Here is a 17,488-nt window from a genome sequence, read left to right on the forward strand (position 1 = left end):
TTAAATATTAAATTTTTGCTAAAACTTATATTTTAATCATGAAAAATAAGGTTTACTAAATTTTATTTATAGATATTTGTATTCACAAATTAGAACACATGACACTTATTCAATTTCATCATCATTTTCATACTAGCAATCAGGCGAGGTGAATTTGTATTGAATAAAGTCAAGATATATATTAAAAACCCGTTTGAGAAATCAGATGGGTTTTTTGTTTTTTAAATTCTAGCTGAAATCTTAGACATAACCAAAACTAAAAATGAGTAAATTAAAAATTGCAGTTCAAAAATCAGGTCGTCTTAATGAAGACTCAATGAAAATTTTAAAAGAGATTGGTATTTCTGTCGATAATGGAAAAGATCAGCTTAAAGCTTCAGCACGTAACTTTCCTTTAGAAGTATTTTATTTACGAAATGGAGATATTCCACAATATTTAAGAGATGGCGTTGTAGATGCAGCTATTATTGGTGAAAATGTCTTAATTGAAAAAGGAAACGATCTTAAAATTGTAGAACGTTTAGGATTTTCAAAATGTAAAGTGTCTATTGCGGTACCAAAATCATCAAAAGCAAAAAGTTTAAAGGATTTAGATGGAAAGCGTATTGCTACTTCTTACCCTAATACGGTAAATCAATTTTTAGAAAAAGAAGGTGTAAAAGCTAATTTGCACATTATTAATGGTTCTGTTGAAATTGCACCAAATATTGGGCTTGCAGATGGTATATGCGATATTGTATCGAGTGGAAGTACGTTATTCAAAAATGGATTAAAAGAAGTTCAGGTACTTTTAAAATCTGAAGCTGTTTTGGCGACTTCTCCTAAAATTTCAGAAGAAAACCAAGCGCTAATAGATAAGCTTCAATTCCGTTTAAAATCGGTTTTAAAAGGAAGAGAAAGCAAATATATTCTGTTAAACGCACCAAACGATAAGTTAGATGAAATTATAAGAATCCTTCCTGGAATGAACAGTCCGTCTATTTTACCATTAGCAAGAGAAGGTTGGAGTTCTATGCACTCAGTAATAGACAAAAATGATTTTTGGAATATTATTGACGAATTGAAAGCGAATGGTGCCGAAGGTATTTTAGTTTGCCCAATTGAAAATATGGTACTTTAATAATTTTAGTAAGTTTATGAAATTATACACAAATCCAGATCAATCAGATTGGTCCGAAATATTAAAAAGACCAACACAAACGGTTTCAGATATTGAAGCTGTTGTGAATGAGGTTTTTAACGATGTTTCTAAAAATGGAGACAAAGCTATAGAAAAGTACACATCAAAATTTGATGGTGTAACATTAGAAGACACTATTGTTTCTGAATTAGAAATTGAAACAGCTGTTGCAAATGTTTCTGAAGCTTTAAAATCAGCAATTGCTTTAGCAAAATCAAATATTGAAACTTTTCATAAAGCTCAAAAAACAGATAAAGTTTTTGTAGAAACAATGTCTGGTGTAGAATGCTGGCAAGAAAAAAGACCAATTCAGAAAGTCGGACTTTATATTCCTGGTGGTACAGCACCTTTATTTTCAACAGTATTAATGTTGGCTGTTCCTGCTCAAATAGCAGGATGCAAAGACATTGTATTGTGCTCACCACCTAATAAAGAAGGAAAAATTGCTAATGAGATTTTATATGCTGCAAACCTTTGTGGTGTCACTAAAATTGTAAAAGTAGGTGGTATCCAAGCTATTGCAGGATTAACTTTCGGAACCGATACAATTCCTCAGGTATACAAAATATTTGGTCCAGGAAATCAGTTTGTAACCGTTGCCAAGCAATTAGCTACGAAATATGGTGTAGCAATTGATATGCCAGCAGGTCCAAGTGAGTTGTTGGTAATGGCAGATGATTCTGCAAATGCTGCTTTTGTGGCTTCAGATTTATTAAGCCAGGCAGAACACGGTAGTGATAGTCAGGTTATTTTAGTTTCAACATCTAAAGCTTTTGCAGATCAGGTTTCTGTTGAAGTAGAAAATCAACTTGCAGTTTTACCTAGGAAGGCGATGGCAGAAAAAGCAATAGCCAATTCAAAATCTATAGTTGTAGATTCTAATGCCATAGCAATTGACTTAATTAACGAATATGGTCCAGAGCATTTTATCGTAGCGACAACAGATAATGATTTTTTTGTAGATAATATAAGCAATGCAGGTTCTGTATTTATCGGGAATTATACACCCGAAAGTGCAGGAGATTATGCTTCTGGTACAAACCATACATTGCCAACAAACGGATTTTCTAAAGCGTATTCTGGAGTTAACTTAGATAGTTTTCAAAAAAGCATGACGTTTCAAAAAATTTCTAAAGTAGGGATTCAAAATATCGGACATGCGATAGAGTTAATGGCTGAAGCTGAAGGTTTACAAGCCCATAAAAATGCGGTAACTTTAAGATTAAAGGAATTAAAAAAATAATTTAACGTCACTTCGAGTGATTTCGAGGTAGGAGAAATTGTATCGAGAAGTAATTAAAATGAAAAATTTCAACTTAAATAATCTCATCAGAGATAACATTAAATCCATCAAGCCTTATTCTTCAGCAAGAGATGAATATAAGGATATTACTGACGGTATGGTTTTTATTGATGCCAATGAAAATCCTTTTAATACGGATGTGAATCGGTATCCAGATCCTCAACAAACCAATGTTAAAGCACGTTTATCTGAATTGAAACGTATCCCAATAAACAAAATTTTGTTAGGAAATGGGAGTGACGAAGTTTTAGATTTGATTTTTAGAGCTTTTTGTGAGCCTAATCGCGATAAAATTATCACATTGCCACCAACGTATGGTATGTACGATGTTTTAGCGAATCTAAATGCGGTTGAAAATATAGAAGTTGAATTGCAGAAAGATTTTCAACCTAACATGGATGAAATATCGAGAGCAGTACAAACGCATACAAAACTCTTGTTTTTATGTTCACCAAACAATCCTACGGCCAATAGTTTTGATGCGAAAAAGATTGAAGAATTAATTCGTAATTTTGAAGGTCTTGTGATTATTGATGAAGCCTATATTGATTTTTCAGCAGAAGAAAGTTGGTTAAGTCGACTAGAAGAGTTTCCTAATTTAATAATTACACAAACCTTATCTAAAGCTTATGGTTTAGCAGGGATTCGTTTAGGGATTTGCTATGCTTCTCAAGAAATTATTGCGGTTTTAAATAAAATTAAACCGCCTTATAATATCAATCAACTCACGCAAATTAAAGCCTTAGAGCGTTTAAATGAGACATTAGTTGTAGATAATGAAGTAAAAAGCATTATTCTAGAAAGAGGTATATTAAATGAAGCCTTAAAAACTATCAATTTTGTAACGGAAGTTTATCCTTCAGATGCTAACTTTATATTAGCAAAAGTAGATGATGCTAATAAACGCTATCAACAGTTGGTAGAAAAAGGAATTGTAGTTCGTAATAGAACTAATCAACCTTTGTGCGAAAATTGTTTACGATTTTCAGTAGGTACAAAAGAAGAGAATGAGACGTTAATTCAAATATTAAAAGGATTGTAAATAAACGTCACATCGAGTGAATTTTGACTTTTCAAAATTTATATCGAGATGTATATTATTCTCGATGCAATTTTTTTTAAATAGAAAATCACTTGAATTGACGACAATAATAAAACGTTAATTCAATTATCGTAACGTTTGTCATTACGTAATTGAAGTGGAATCCATAAATAAATTATTAATCTAAAATTAGATTTCTGCCAATGCAGGAATGACAGTAGCATATGAAACCAGTATTATTCATAGACAGAGACGGAACTTTAATTAAAGAACCTGCAGACGAACAAATTGATGGGTTTGAAAAATTAGAATTCTATCCAAAAGTATTTCAATATTTGAGTAAAATCGCTAAAGAATTAAATTTTGAAATTGTGATGATTACCAACCAAGATGGTTTAGGGACGGAAGTATATCCTGAAGATACATTTTGGCCTGTTCATAATTTCGTTCTAAAGACTTTTGAAGCAGAAGGTGTTGTTTTTAAGGAACAATTTATAGACCGAACGTTTGCAAAAGATAATGCACCTACACGTAAACCAAATACAGGCTTATTAACAAAGTATTTTTCTGAAGATTATGATCTAAAGAATTCATTTGTTATTGGAGATAGACTTACAGATGTTGAATTAGCGAAAAACCTTGGTGCTAAGGGGATTTTTATTAATGATAATACCAATTTAGGAACTGATGAAGTTACCGTTAGCAATAAGGATTTGGAAGAATTTATAGCTTTAGAAACAAACGATTGGGAAGTGATTTATAAGTTTCTTAAAACTACGGAACGCGTAGGAAGTATTGAAAGAAACACTAACGAAACTAAAATTAAGATCGATTTAAATCTTGATGGCACAGGGAAAAGTAATATTGATACCGGAATTGCATTTTTCGATCATATGCTCGATCAGATTTCTCGTCACGGACAACTCGATTTAAATATAAAAGTTGATGGAGATTTAGAGGTTGATGAACACCACACTATTGAAGATACAGCTATTGCTTTAGGTGAATTGTTTGCGACAACTTTAGGTAATAAATTAGGTATTGAACGTTACGGATTCTCTTTACCAATGGACGATTGTTTAGCACAGGTTGGTATTGACTTTGGAGGTCGTAATTGGCTTGTTTGGGAGGCTGAATTTAAACGTGAAATGATTGGTAAAATGCCAACAGAAATGTTTTTTCACTTTTTTAAATCGTTTACAGACGGCGCAAAGTGTAACCTAAATATTAAAGTAGAAGGTAATAACGAACATCATAAAATTGAAGCTATTTTTAAAGCGTTTGCAAAAGCGATTAAAATGGCTGTAAAACAAGATGTTGAAAAAATGATTTTACCTAGTACTAAGGGAATGTTATAAAAACTGTCAATGAAACTATCAATAGTAAATTACGGCGCAGGAAACATTAAAAGCATACAATTTGCTTTTCAACGTTTAGGATACGAAGCTATTTTAACTGATAATCCAGAAGAAATTAAAACATCAGATAAAGTAATTTTCCCAGGGGTTGGTGAAGCAAGTTCTGCCATGATTAAATTACAACAAAGTGGTTTAGATCAATTAATTCCAACGTTAAAACAACCCGTTTTAGGGATTTGTTTAGGCATGCAATTAATGTGTAAACATAGTGAAGAAGGTGATACCAAAGGTCTTGGTATTTTTGATGTGAATGTAAAACGATTTTCAAATGAAGTAAAAGTGCCACAAATGGGATGGAATACCATTTCTAACTTAAAATCTGATTTATTTAAAGGCATTAAAGAAAAAGAGCATATGTATTTGGTGCATAGTTACTACGCAGAACAATGTGAGGAATCTATTGCAACTTCAGATTACGAATTAGAATATGCTTCAGCATTAGAGAATGGTAATTTTTATGGTGTACAATTTCATCCTGAAAAAAGTAGTAAAGCCGGTGAGCAATTGTTGAAGAATTTTATTGAACTTTAAGATTTTAAAACATTAATAAATATCACCTTGAGCGGAGTCGAAAGGTCTTGACAGAAATAGTTATTAATTAAAAAAGAAATTCCATTTTAGTGGAAAATGTTATGAGAATAATCCCAGCCATAGATATTATTGACGGAAAATGTGTGCGTTTAACCAAAGGCGATTACGACACAAAAAAAATATATAACGAGAATCCTTTAGAAGTCGCAAAAGCTTTTGAAGATGCAGGGATTCAGTATTTACACGTTGTAGATTTAGATGGTGCAAAAGCGAGTCATATAGTTAATTATAAAGTGCTTGAAAAAATTGCAACCCAAACAAATTTAAAAATTGATTTTGGCGGAGGATTAAAATCTGATGAAGATTTAAAAATAGCATTTCAATCTGGTGCAAATCAAATTACAGGTGGAAGTATTGCTGTTAAAAACCCTGAAGTATTTGAAGGTTGGATTTCTAAATTTGGCTCAGACAAAATAATTCTTGGAGCAGATTGTAATAATGAAAAAATTGCAATTAGTGGTTGGCAAGAAGAAAGTGATTTAGAAGTGATTCCATTTATTAAAGACTATCAATCTAAAGGAATTACAGATGTTATTTGTACTGATATTTCAAAAGACGGAATGTTAGAAGGTCCTTCTTTTGAGCTTTATAAGCGCATTTTAGAAAGTGCGAAAGCTATTAAGTTAATAGCTTCTGGCGGAATTTCTAAATTTGATGAATTACCAAAATTATTAGAAATGGGCTGTGACGGTGTCATCATTGGAAAAGCAATCTATGAAAATAGAATTAGCCTAAAAGAATTAGAACAATTTCTATAGCCAATCGTCACTTCGAGTGGTTTTGAGTTACGAAAAAATTGTATCGAGAAGTAAATGCTTTGTATAATTATTATAGAAAAATTGATTTTTAAAATCACATAAATTAATGTTTCTACTTAGGTAGAAATAACAACAAAACAGATGTTAACAAAACGAATAGTCCCTTGTTTAGATATTAAAAACGGAAGAACTGTAAAAGGAGTTAATTTTGTAGACTTAAGAGATGCAGGAGATCCTGTAGTTTTAGCAAAACAATATGCCGATTTAGGAGCTGATGAACTGGTGTTTTTAGACATCGCTGCAACCTTAGAAAACAGAAAAACCATGCATGATATGGTTTTAAAAGTCGCAGAACAAGTTAATATTCCTTTTACAGTTGGTGGCGGAATTTCTTCTATAGAAGATGTCGATAATCTGTTGCATTGTGGTGCAGATAAAGTGTCTATTAATTCTTCCGCTGTAAAACGACCAGAATTAATTAATGAGCTTTCAGAAAAATTTGGAAGTCAATGTGTTGTAGTTGCTATCGATGCAAAAGAAGTTGATGGCGAGTGGCTTGTACATTTAGCAGGAGGCACAATTCCGACAGAATTAAATTTATTCGATTGGGCAAAAGAAGTAGAACAACGCGGAGCAGGTGAAATTTTATTTACATCAATGAATCATGATGGTACAAAAGCTGGTTTTGCAAATGAGGCTTTGGCTAAGTTGTCAGATTTGGTAAATATTCCAATTATAGCTTCTGGTGGCGCAGGAACCATTCAACATTTTGTAGATACTTTTAAAGACGGAAAAGCAGATGCAGCATTGGCTGCTAGTGTATTTCACTTTGGCGAAATTCCAATATTAGAATTAAAAGAAGAATTAAGAATAAAGGGCATACCTGTAAGAATATAGCAAAAATATTACTTAGATATATCTTACAATCAACCCCAAATAAAATAGTCGATGAGACGAAATTAATATATTATGAACGTAGATTTCAATAAAAATCCAGATGGATTAGTGCCTGCTATTATTCAAGATAATAACACAGACAAAGTATTAATGTTAGGTTACATGAATGCTGAAGCGCTTAAAAAAACATTAGAGTCTAAATTAGTCACTTTTTTTAGTAGAACAAAGCAACGTCTTTGGACTAAAGGTGAAGAAAGCGGTAATGTTTTAAATTTAGTAGATATTAAATTAGATTGCGATAGTGATTCTTTATTAATAAAAGTAAATCCAAAAGGCCCAACATGTCACAAAGGAACTGATACGTGTTGGAACCAAGATAATGTAACATCTTACGGTTTTATTTCTGAATTAGAGAGCACCATTGAATCTCGTATAAATGCTGCTGATTCAGAAAAGTCATATGTTGCATCTTTATTTGCAAAGGGGATTAATAAGATCGCTCAAAAAGTAGGGGAAGAGGCTGTAGAAGTTGTTATTGAAGCAAAAGACGATAATGATCACTTATTTTTAGAAGAAAGTGCAGATTTATTATTTCATTACCTAATGTTATTGCAAGCCAAAGGTTTTAAAATTGATGATGTTGTGTCTGTATTGAAATTAAGAAATAAAAAATAGACATTGCTTTTAGAGTCATTAATAAATTAGAGTTCCTCATTATTATATGTTTGATAAACGTTTTTATTACCTTATTAAAATTCAGTATTTAGGCTATCGTTTTCATGGTTGGCAAAAACAACCCGATGTTAAGACGGTACACCTTATGATAGACCGTACATTGAAATATATTCTTCAAGATACAAGGTTTAAAACTTTAGGAGCAGGTAGAACAGATGCTATGGTGTCTGCAAATGAAGCGGCTTTAGAGTTATTTATTTATAATGAACCGATTCAAGATTTTGATGAATTTTTAGCGCTCTTTAATCATAATTTACCACAAGATATACGTGCGTTATCCATTAAAGAAGTTGATAAGAAATTTAATATCATTCAAGATTCTAAGTTAAAGGAATACCACTATGTGTTTTCAGAAGGTCAGAAAAACCATCCGTTTTGTGCACCAATTATGACGACTATTTTAGAACCTTTAGATGTTGAGTTAATGAAAAAAGGTGCACAGTTATTTTTGGGGACTCATAATTTTAAAACCTATTGTTACCGTGCAACAGATAAAGGAGAATATATTAGAACTATTGAAGGCTGTGAGCTAGTTGAAAATGATATTTATACGGCTAGCTTTTTTCCAGAGAAATCTTACGTGCTTAAAGTTGTAGGTAAGGGATTTATGCGGAATCAAATCCGGTTAATGTTTGGCTGCTTAATAAAGTTAGGTAGAGGGGATCTTACTTTAGAGTATATTGAAGAAACTTTAAAATATGAGAGTACTGAAGTTATGGATTATATTGCTCCAGCTTCAGGATTAATCTTACATTCTGTAAATTTTGAATAAAAAAAGGTATACAATTTAAATTGTATACCTTTTTTTAAACTATAAATTAATACTGATTATTTATAATCTAGTATTTAGTAAATTCTTATGTGAAATAAATATATCAATTCATTAATCTATTAAAACTCTATAAGAGAACCAAATTGTCCCCATCTATTTTGTAGTTTAAAAGATGTCATGGAATATAAATTTCAAAAGAAATTGATAAAATGTTTGTGCTTATTCAGCAACGTGTAATTTAGGTTCTTTATCTACAAATTTCCCATTTACAGATTCTCCTAAAATAATAACTTCTTTAGAGCGTTCGTACATTTTAATAGCACGATGCATCTGTAATTTGGTGCCACTGTAAAGTTTTACACCTGATTTTGAGCCTTTGTTTCTTATTTCAATATAGAAACCGTCTTTGAGTGCTGTTGGTCTTGTTGCTGGTCTACCCATAAATTTTAATGTCTTGTTTTAAAAAGTGGTGCATAATAGCAAAAAATATCACAACCCACAAATTAATTTAGAAACTTTTATCATTAAAAGCTTGTTTAAGACAAAAAATCGTTAAAATGCATCTTTTTAATCAAATTTTTAATTTATTTAATATCAGATTACAAAAGTTTAATTTTCATGTGCATATATTGAGTTATTCCTAATTTTAAAAAATTGTATGCGTTAAGACTTATAGGATAAGAGCAAATTTCATTGACACATTTATAAGATATTTGTGTGGAACAATAAAAAAAGATTGCTTTCATGAAAGACCAATTTAATACAGCTTTAGGAAATTTAATTGAAAAACTTATAGATTGGTTTAATGCCATTATAGAAAACATTCCTAATTTTATTTTAGCCATTTTGGTACTGATTGTTTCTTATATCGCTGCCAAATATGTAAGTAGACTTGTTAAAAAATTAGTAGATAAACAAATTGAACAAGATTCAATTAAAAATGCATTAGCTAGAGTAGTGGCTGTTTTAGTAGTTGCTTTAGGGTTATTTATTGCTCTAGGTGTTTTAAACTTAGGTAAGGCTTTAACATCGTTACTTGCAGGTGCCGGAGTTGTTGGTTTAGCTATTGGTTTAGCATTACAAGGAACTATTGCTAATACGTTTGCAGGATTAGTATTATCCTTTAGAAAGAAAATTCAAATCGGAAACTGGGTAGAAACCACAGGTTATTCAGGTGAAGTTATAGATATTAATCTAAAAGATTTTACTTTAAAAGAAGCCGATAATAATATTGTTATTATTCCAAATAAAACAATTTTAGAAAATCCACTCAAGAATTATTCTTTAACAACTAAAATGAGAGTTTTCTTAGAATGTGGGGTTGGTTATGAGTCCGATTTAGAAGAGGTTCAAAGAATTACAAAAGAGGCTATAGCCAAAACTTTTGATCAGGTAAAATCTTCTGATGATGTAGAGTTTTATTATACTGAGTTTGGTGATAGTTCAATTAATTATTTATGTAGGTTTTGGATTGAAGCAGAAAGTATGTTAGAGAAATTAAAAGCCAAAACCAAAGCTATTATTGAAATAAAGAAAGCTTATGATGCTGCAGGAATCAATATTCCATTTCCAATTAGAACTTTAGAATTTAATAATAAGTTAGATTTAAATGCTTCTGGAAACAAACAACCAAGTTCTAAATAATTATAAAATAGATTCTTATTTTAATGAGTTAATAATCTTATGATAAGAGCAAAGTTTAAAACATTGACATACCGATATTTGTAATATCAATAACCAAAAAAACACAATCAAGATGAAAAAATTTAGTTACGTATTTATAGCCTTATTTAGTTTAAGTTTAATGACAACAAGTTGTAGAGAGCAGAAATCTACAGGAGATAAAGTAGAGGAAGCAGTTGAAGATACTGGAGATGCAATAGATGATGCAGCTGATGACACAGGTGATGCTATTGACAATACAGTTGATGATGTTGAAGATGCTGTAGATTAATTTTTAACTTTAATTTATAATAATATTATAAATAGAAAAAGCCATCGTTACGATGGCTTTTTCTATTTTTATCCAAATTATAATTTTTATGAGTCATTCTATCCCTAAAGAAGTATTTACATTTTTTAAAAAGCTTGAAAAAAATAACGATCGTGATTGGTTTAACGAACATAAACCAGAATTTAAAGCGATTGAAACTAAAATGAAAGCTTCTTATAATTATTTAGGAGAATTAATGAATACTCATGATCAGATAGAAAAGATTAAAATTTTCAGGATTTATAGAGATGTTCGTTTTTCTAAAAATAAATTACCCTATAAAACTCATTTTAGTGGTTCATTTGCAAGAAAAAAACCAGAATTACGTGGTGGTTATTATGTGCATATTCAACCTAATAACGAATCCTTTATTGCAACAGGATTTTGGGATCCCAGCAAAGAAGATTTATTACGCATAAGAAAAGAGTTTGAAATGGACGACTCAGAAATGAGAGACATCTTGAATGATAAAACCTTTAAATCGACTTGGGGAAACTTTACGGGAGATGAGTTAAAAACGGTTCCCAAAGGTTTTGATAAGACACATCCCTCTATAGATTTAATAAGAAAGAAACAATTCATTTTTACAAAGAAGTATACAGATAAAGAAGTTCTTGCGGATGATTTTATAGATAATGTTAATGACGCTTTTAAAAATATACGACCATTTTTTAATTATATGAGCGATGTATTAACGACAAATCTAAACGGAGAATCGATATTATAATATTATGCTTTTCAAATTACATAGCTTTTAATGTTTCAGAATTTGCTAACACTTGAATGCTATCCATATAACGTTCTTTTACAATGTTCATCATACGCTTGTTTAATGCTGATGAATTTTGGATGTATAATTGATATTCTTCAACCGTAAATTGACCTATGATCATTCCTTTGATAGAGTTTCTAAATTTCGTGTCTTTATGGATAGCATTATCTATGTATTCTAGTTGCTTCTCTAATGCAAGATTATAGAATACATTTTTGTGTTTTTTAATATAATTTTTAAAAACAGCAATTAATAAATTATGTTGAAACTTTACAATAGGACGTATGGTTTTGTTTTGAAATAACTCTTCAGCTCCCATGTTATCATGGATTTTTGCAGACGAAATAGTAGGCCTTAGAGCAAGTAGGTTTTCTGTTCTAGAAGTCATATTAGAATTGTTAAGCATTTAGATATTTATAAATTTAAGTATTAATAAACCTCATTTAATTGAATCTAAAATATGTTGTTAACGCGGTTATTAACAAATGCAATTCTAATATTGAATAATCATATCTCTTTTCAACTTAAAGAAAACGCTTTAAGCTTTATCTTTGAATAAAATAAATTGCATATGAAATTTGGACGTGTAGATGACCCTAGTAATATCGATTTCACTTTACCCTCTGATCATTTAGATACCTTAAAAACGTTACATAAAAACCCATCAGAGCTAACTAATCTTTCTGTAGGTTGCGCTAAGTGGAATAAAGCTGATTTAAAAGGGTTTTATCCGAAAGGGACTAAAGATGAACTAGAATATTATTCTCGTCAATTTAACGCTATTGAATTGAATGCGACGTTTTACAGAATTTTTCCGCCTGAGCAATTTTCAAAATGGTACGACAAAACACCTTCTGATTTTAAGTTCTTTCCAAAATTAAACCAAGAGATTAGTCATTGGAAACGTTTGGATGAAACGATAAATCCCATTGTAGATAATTATTTAAACAGTGTTATAAATCTGAAAGAAAAGTTAGGTTGTGTATTTTTGCAGATGCATAGTAATTTTGTTCCTAAAGATTTTGAAAAGGTTATTAATTTTGTAGAAAGTTGGCCTAAAGAAATTCCGCTAGCTGTTGAGTTTAGACATACAGATTGGTTTAATGATAAAGCCATAGCAGAAGATTTATATCAACTTTTAGAAGAAAATAATATTTCAAATATTATAGTAGATAGCGCTGGTAGACGAGACATTATGCACATGCGATTAACAAATTCTAGAGCTTTTGTGCGCTATGTAGGTGCTAATCATCCAAGTGATTATGATAGATTAGACGATTGGGTAAAGCGTTTAAAACATTGGAAAGAAAATGGTATTAAAGATATAAACTTCTTTGTGCATCAAAATATAGAGGAAGAATCACCATTGCTTTCTTCGTATTTAATAAAACAATTGAATGTAGAATTAGGAATGGATTTAATAATTCCAAATAAAGATTTAAATACACAACAAACACTTTTATAATAGTAATAATAAATAACGAAAGTTTAAAACAAAATAAATATGAGATTTCACACACGTAAATGGGTAAAACCCGAAGATTTAAATCCTAATGGTAGTTTATTTGGAGGTCAACTTTTGGCTTGGATAGATGAAGAAGTGGCTTTATATACCGTAATTCAACTTGAAAACTCTAAAGTAGTAACGAAGTATATGTCAGAGATTAACTTTATGTCGTCTGCACGTCAGGGAGATATCGTAGAAATCGGAATTTTAGTTACAAAATTCGGAAAGTCTTCAATAGCTCTAAAATGTGAAGCTAGAAATAAAATGACAAGAGAGACTATAATTACAATCGATAATATTGTGATGGTTAACCTTGGACCAGACGGAAAACCAGCACCACATGGTAAAGTTGAAGTAGAATTTGTAAAAGACCGATTAAAAGATTATTAATCGTTTTTACCTAAAGCGAGTTCGTAAACTTCTAAATCAAAATAAGACACTGCAGCCAATGTATGATCAAATATATCTCCAATGATATATTCGTAATTTACCCAACGTTGATCCTTGCTAAAAGCATAAATCTCCATTGGAATACCTTGTGCTGTAGGTTCTAATTGACGTACCATTAAAGTCATATCTTTATTAATGGCAGAATGATTTTCAATATACGTTTGAAGATATTTTCTGAACACACCAAAATTGGTGAGATTTCTGCCGTTTATTAAAACAGATTTATCAATATTGTGATCGTTGTTGTAAGTTTCAATTTCTTTAGATCGCGTTTTTAAATATTCTGAGACTAATTCTATTTTACCAAAGCGCTTAATATCTTCGTTATTAAGAAAATTGATAGAAGATGTTTTAATAATGACTGAGCGTTTAATGCGTCGTCCACCAGAATCGTTCATACCTCTCCAGTTTTTAAACGAATCAGAAATTAAAGCATAGGTAGGGATTGTGGTAATAGTCATATCCCAATTTTGTACTTTTACAGTGGCTAAGCTTATTTCTGTAACTTCACCATCGGCTCCGTATTTTTCAAAAGTTATCCAGTCTCCAATTCTAACCATATCGTTAATAGATACCTGTATACTAGCAACGAAGCCTAAAATAGTATCTTTAAAAATAAGTAGTATTACTGCAGAAGCTGCACCTAAGGTTGTGGCGAATTTTATAAAAGAAACGCCTGTAATAATAGCTAAAATTGAAAAGAATCCTAACATCCATGCAAAAATCATAAAGACTTGCATATAACTATCAATAGGTTTGTCTTTAAACTCTACTAAAGTTTTTAGATAATCTTTTATAGAGCTTAAAAGGCTTCTTATAATTTGAAGTGTAAGTACAATGGTTATAACCTTTAAGGTTTTCTCTATAATATTTTGTGCATATTCAAAATCAGTAAATACTTGAGGTACAAATTCTATTAAAATTAGCAAGGGAATAATATGGGCAATATTTCTTGGAAGCTTGTTGGCAATAAGAATATCATCGAAATTAGTTTTGGTCCGCTTAGCAACTCCTGCCGAAAATTGCCAAAGTAAACGTTTGGTAATAAAATCGATTATAAAAGCGGCTAACACTAATGCAATAAGAAGTCCAAGCATATTAAGATACATTGAAGTATCTTCAGATAAACCTTGTTCTAATAGAAAATCGTATAAGAGATGTTTTATGTTAAGCACGACTTGATTCTTTTAAGTATTTATAATCAATATAAAATGTTCCAAAAGGAAGTATTGAGGCGATTAAGACAATCCAAAATGTACGTGTTGTCCATTTCATATCACTGCTAATTAATACAGCCATTACCACGTAAGCCATAAATAAAACACCATGTGGCATTCCTAATAATTTTACATATTGTGGATCTTCGTAGATGTATTTTATAGGTGTTGCTATAAACAATAATAAGATGTAAGAAATACCTTCTAATAAAGCTATAATCCTAAAAACAGGCAGTAATTTTAACATGATATTAAATTTGTGCAAAAATACTTTAGAATTAAGTAAAAAGAGAAGAATTTAACAGCTTTTAAGAAATTAATGAAAACTTAATTTCTATTATTTATATTTAGGCAAAATATCTATTTACCAACCTTTATTTATGAGAAAAATTCTATCCTTAGCCTTGTGTTCATTCGTTTTAATGTCTTGTTCCACAGTGCAATCTACAAGTAGTAAAAAAGGCACTTCTAAAACCGCACATGCAAAAACAGACAGTCCTAAAAAGAGTCAAAGTAAAATTAAAGATTACGATAAAGTAATTACTAAAGATGCTATAACTGATGAGGGGTTATTTAATGTTCACTTAGTAGGAGATAAGTATTATTTTGAAATTCCGACGGAACATCTTAATACAGATATGCTATTAGTAAGTCGTTTTGCCAAATTACCAGCAAATCTTGGTGGAGGCTATGTTAACGCAGGCTCAAAAACGAATACTAGAATGATTAACTGGGAGCGTTTTAAAGATAAAATTCTTATTAAAGAAAAATCTTCAAGTGCAGTGGCGTCAGATAGTTTACCTATTAATGTTTCAGTGAAATCTAATAATTACGAACCAATATTATATGCTTTTGATATTGCTGCGTTTTCAAAAGATTCGTTGTCTGTTGTAATTGATGTTACCAGTTTTTATAGTTCGGATGTGAAATCTATTAGCGGATTAGGTTCAAGATTGCGTTCGTCTTATAAAGTGAAGAATTTAGATAAATCTCGAAGTTTTATAAACTCGATAAAAAGTTTTCCTGAGAATATAGAAGTGATTCAAGATTTCACATACAATGCTTCAAACCCTCCTGTAAACACAGGTGACGAAACAATTAGTATACAGATGAATCAATCTATGATTCTACTTCCTAAAACACCAATGCAACCCCGTCTTTTTGATGAGCGTGTGGGGTGGTTTACATTAAGTCAATATGATTATAGTAGTGAAGAATTAAAATCGGATCAAAAAACCTACTTAAGACGTTGGAAATTAATTCCGAAAGATATTGAAGCTTATAATAGAGGCGAGTTGGTAGAACCTGTAAAACCAATTGTTTATTATTTAGATCCTGCAACACCAATGAAGTTTCGATCTTATATGAAAGAAGGTATTGAGTTATGGCAAAAAGCTTTTGAAGCTGCCGGATTTAAAAATGCAATTATTGCTAAAGATCCCCCAACTAAAGCTGAAGATCCAGATTTTAGTCCAGAAGATATTAGATATTCAGTGGTAAGATACGTTGCCAGTACAACAAGAAATGCGACAGGTCCAAGTGTTTCAGACCCCAGAAGTGGAGAAATAATTGAAAGTGATATTATTTGGTATCACAACCATTTGCGTTCTTACAGAAATCGATACATGTTAGAAACAGGAGCGGCAAATCCTTCAGCAAGAACATTAAATACGCCAGATGAAGAGATTGGTGAAATGATGAAAATGGTGATTGCACATGAAGTTGGTCATACCTTAGGATTACCTCATAATATGAGTGCAAGTTATGCTTATGATGTAGAAAGTTATAGAGATGGTGAATTCACTCAAAAGAATGGAATTGCTGCAACCATTATGGATTACGCGCGTTACAATTATATAGCACAGCCTGGAGACGAGAACATTCGTTTTATAAGACAATTAGGCCCTTATGATAATTATGCAATTAATTATGGATACAGATATATAGACGAAGCAACATCTGCAGAAGATGAAAAGGAAACTTTAAATGCATGGATTACTGAAAAAGCAGGAGATCCTATTTATAAATTCGGAAAACAAAGCAGTCGTTTTGATCCTACAGCACAAACTGAAGATATTGGTAACAATAGTATTAAAGCGAGTACTTATGGACTTAAAAATTTAAAGATAGTTGCTAAAAATCTTCCCAGCTGGACAAGTGATAAAACAGATAATTATGAAGATTTAGAAGAGCTTTATGGCGAATTATTAAGTGTTTGGGGGCGTTATATTGGCCATGTCGTTACACATATTGGTGGAGTAGTAGAGGATACTAAAAACCCATCGCAAGAAGGTGTAATTTATACTCCAGAATCTAAAACAGAACAAAAAGCTGCTGTGGCTTGGTTGCATAAAAATGCTTTTGAAACTCCAAGTTGGTTAATTGATAAGTCCATTCTTCAAAATATAAATTACGCTGGTTACACGGATCGAATGAGAGGTTTACAATCGCGTCATTTAAACAATATATTGAGTTTTGAGCGCTTAGGAAGATTGATAGATCACAATGCTTTAGATGCTAAAAACTATTCAGCTTTAGAATTATTGAGTGATATTAGAACTGGAATTTGGTCAGAATCAAAATCAGGCATTAATGTTTCAGTTTTTAGACGTAATTTGCAACGTGCTTATTTAGATGCTATGTTTAATTTAATGACAGAAGATTTAAACCCTAATCGTAGTAGACAGTATTTTAATGTCAACCAATCTGATGTAAGAGCTTTGGTAAGAGGTGAATTAAATGTTGTAAAACGTTTATTAACTTTGGCATTAAAAAGAAATTTAAACTCAGAAACCAAATACCATTATCAAGATGGTATTGAAAGAATTAGTAACATTTTAGATCCAAAATAAT

Annotated in this window: 19 protein-coding genes; 15 read left to right on the plus strand and 4 right to left on the minus strand. The window is 31.0% G+C overall.

Annotated elements, in window-relative coordinates; translation table 11 throughout:
- Positions 1-262: 262 nt before the first annotated feature.
- The 9 genes from hisG (at position 263) to truA (ending at position 8,696) form a co-directional block, all read left to right on the plus strand.
- Positions 263-1,120: an ATP phosphoribosyltransferase gene (gene hisG, locus HSX10_RS15130; RefSeq protein WP_173589083.1), complete on the plus strand. Its 858-nt coding sequence runs from the start codon at positions 263-265 to the stop codon at positions 1,118-1,120.
- Positions 1,121-1,136: 16 nt separating this feature from the next.
- On the plus strand, positions 1,137-2,423 hold the full coding sequence (gene hisD, locus HSX10_RS15135) for a histidinol dehydrogenase (protein ID WP_173589084.1): 1,287 nt from the start codon (positions 1,137-1,139) through the stop codon (positions 2,421-2,423).
- A 58-nt stretch (positions 2,424-2,481) separates the two neighbouring features.
- The gene (gene hisC / locus HSX10_RS15140; protein ID WP_173589085.1) at positions 2,482-3,525 is read left to right on the plus strand and encodes a histidinol-phosphate transaminase; all 1,044 of its coding nucleotides are present in this window, start codon (positions 2,482-2,484) and stop codon (positions 3,523-3,525) included.
- 224 nt (positions 3,526-3,749) lie between these two features.
- Positions 3,750-4,883: a bifunctional histidinol-phosphatase/imidazoleglycerol-phosphate dehydratase HisB gene (hisB, locus tag HSX10_RS15145; RefSeq protein WP_173589086.1), complete on the plus strand. Its 1,134-nt coding sequence runs from the start codon at positions 3,750-3,752 to the stop codon at positions 4,881-4,883.
- A gap of 9 nt (positions 4,884-4,892) precedes the next feature.
- Positions 4,893-5,474: an imidazole glycerol phosphate synthase subunit HisH gene (hisH, locus tag HSX10_RS15150; protein ID WP_173589087.1), complete on the plus strand. Its 582-nt coding sequence runs from the start codon at positions 4,893-4,895 to the stop codon at positions 5,472-5,474.
- Between the two features lie 101 nt (positions 5,475-5,575).
- The gene (gene hisA / locus HSX10_RS15155; RefSeq protein ID WP_173589088.1) at positions 5,576-6,292 is read left to right on the plus strand and encodes a 1-(5-phosphoribosyl)-5-[(5-phosphoribosylamino)methylideneamino]imidazole-4-carboxamide isomerase; all 717 of its coding nucleotides are present in this window, start codon (positions 5,576-5,578) and stop codon (positions 6,290-6,292) included.
- A 141-nt stretch (positions 6,293-6,433) separates the two neighbouring features.
- Positions 6,434-7,189 carry an imidazole glycerol phosphate synthase subunit HisF gene (hisF, locus tag HSX10_RS15160; protein WP_173589089.1) on the plus strand — a complete coding sequence of 252 codons (756 nt, stop codon included), beginning with the start codon at positions 6,434-6,436 and terminating at the stop codon, positions 7,187-7,189.
- 72 nt (positions 7,190-7,261) lie between these two features.
- Entirely contained in the window at positions 7,262-7,864 is a 603-nt protein-coding gene (gene hisIE, locus HSX10_RS15165; RefSeq protein WP_173589090.1) for a bifunctional phosphoribosyl-AMP cyclohydrolase/phosphoribosyl-ATP diphosphatase HisIE, read from the plus strand.
- A gap of 46 nt (positions 7,865-7,910) precedes the next feature.
- A complete protein-coding gene (gene truA / locus HSX10_RS15170) occupies positions 7,911-8,696 on the plus strand; it encodes a tRNA pseudouridine(38-40) synthase TruA (RefSeq protein WP_173589091.1) in 786 nt (261 codons plus the stop codon).
- A 219-nt stretch (positions 8,697-8,915) separates the two neighbouring features.
- Here the strand turns inward: truA and HSX10_RS15175 are convergent, their stop codons facing one another.
- Complete coding sequence (locus tag HSX10_RS15175) at positions 8,916-9,137, minus strand: hypothetical protein (RefSeq protein ID WP_092443056.1); 222 nt, start codon at positions 9,135-9,137, stop codon at positions 8,916-8,918.
- Positions 9,138-9,440: 303 nt separating this feature from the next.
- Here HSX10_RS15175 and HSX10_RS15180 point away from each other — a divergent pair, with 303 nt between their 5' ends.
- The 3 genes from HSX10_RS15180 (at position 9,441) to HSX10_RS15190 (ending at position 11,416) form a co-directional block, all read left to right on the plus strand.
- Complete coding sequence (locus HSX10_RS15180; RefSeq protein ID WP_173589092.1) at positions 9,441-10,340, plus strand: mechanosensitive ion channel family protein; 900 nt, start codon at positions 9,441-9,443, stop codon at positions 10,338-10,340.
- 112 nt (positions 10,341-10,452) lie between these two features.
- Positions 10,453-10,650 carry a hypothetical protein gene (locus HSX10_RS15185; RefSeq protein ID WP_173589093.1) on the plus strand — a complete coding sequence of 66 codons (198 nt, stop codon included), beginning with the start codon at positions 10,453-10,455 and terminating at the stop codon, positions 10,648-10,650.
- Between the two features lie 88 nt (positions 10,651-10,738).
- Entirely contained in the window at positions 10,739-11,416 is a 678-nt protein-coding gene (locus tag HSX10_RS15190; RefSeq protein WP_173589094.1) for a DUF2461 domain-containing protein, read from the plus strand.
- 16 nt (positions 11,417-11,432) lie between these two features.
- On the opposite strand, the gene HSX10_RS15195 is transcribed toward HSX10_RS15190, so the two are convergent.
- Positions 11,433-11,849 (minus strand): glyoxalase, encoded by a 417-nt coding sequence (locus tag HSX10_RS15195; protein ID WP_173589095.1) that lies wholly within the window; start codon positions 11,847-11,849, stop codon positions 11,433-11,435.
- Positions 11,850-12,032: 183 nt separating this feature from the next.
- On the opposite strand from HSX10_RS15195, the gene HSX10_RS15200 reads away from it, so the two are divergent.
- Together HSX10_RS15200 and HSX10_RS15205 are read left to right on the plus strand one after the other, a co-directional pair.
- Positions 12,033-12,926, plus strand: coding sequence for a DUF72 domain-containing protein (locus tag HSX10_RS15200; RefSeq protein ID WP_173589096.1), 894 nt, complete (start codon positions 12,033-12,035; stop codon positions 12,924-12,926).
- A gap of 39 nt (positions 12,927-12,965) precedes the next feature.
- Entirely contained in the window at positions 12,966-13,358 is a 393-nt protein-coding gene (locus HSX10_RS15205) for an acyl-CoA thioesterase (RefSeq protein ID WP_173589097.1), read from the plus strand.
- On the opposite strand, the gene HSX10_RS15210 is transcribed toward HSX10_RS15205, so the two are convergent.
- Positions 13,355-14,593, minus strand: coding sequence for a mechanosensitive ion channel family protein (locus HSX10_RS15210; RefSeq protein ID WP_173589098.1), 1,239 nt, complete (start codon positions 14,591-14,593; stop codon positions 13,355-13,357). The two genes, HSX10_RS15205 and HSX10_RS15210, sit on opposite strands and share 4 nt — an antisense overlap.
- Complete coding sequence (locus tag HSX10_RS15215) at positions 14,586-14,882, minus strand: DUF3817 domain-containing protein (protein WP_173589099.1); 297 nt, start codon at positions 14,880-14,882, stop codon at positions 14,586-14,588. The genes HSX10_RS15210 and HSX10_RS15215 overlap by 8 nt, the downstream gene beginning before the upstream one ends.
- A 133-nt stretch (positions 14,883-15,015) precedes the next feature.
- Between HSX10_RS15215 and HSX10_RS15220 the strand changes: the two genes are divergently transcribed.
- Positions 15,016-17,487 carry a zinc-dependent metalloprotease gene (locus HSX10_RS15220; RefSeq protein ID WP_173589100.1) on the plus strand — a complete coding sequence of 824 codons (2,472 nt, stop codon included), beginning with the start codon at positions 15,016-15,018 and terminating at the stop codon, positions 17,485-17,487.
- Position 17,488: the final 1 nt, after the last annotated feature.

Source organism: Winogradskyella undariae (assembly GCF_013285155.1).
Taxonomy (GTDB): Bacteria; Bacteroidota; Bacteroidia; order Flavobacteriales; family Flavobacteriaceae; genus Winogradskyella; species Winogradskyella undariae.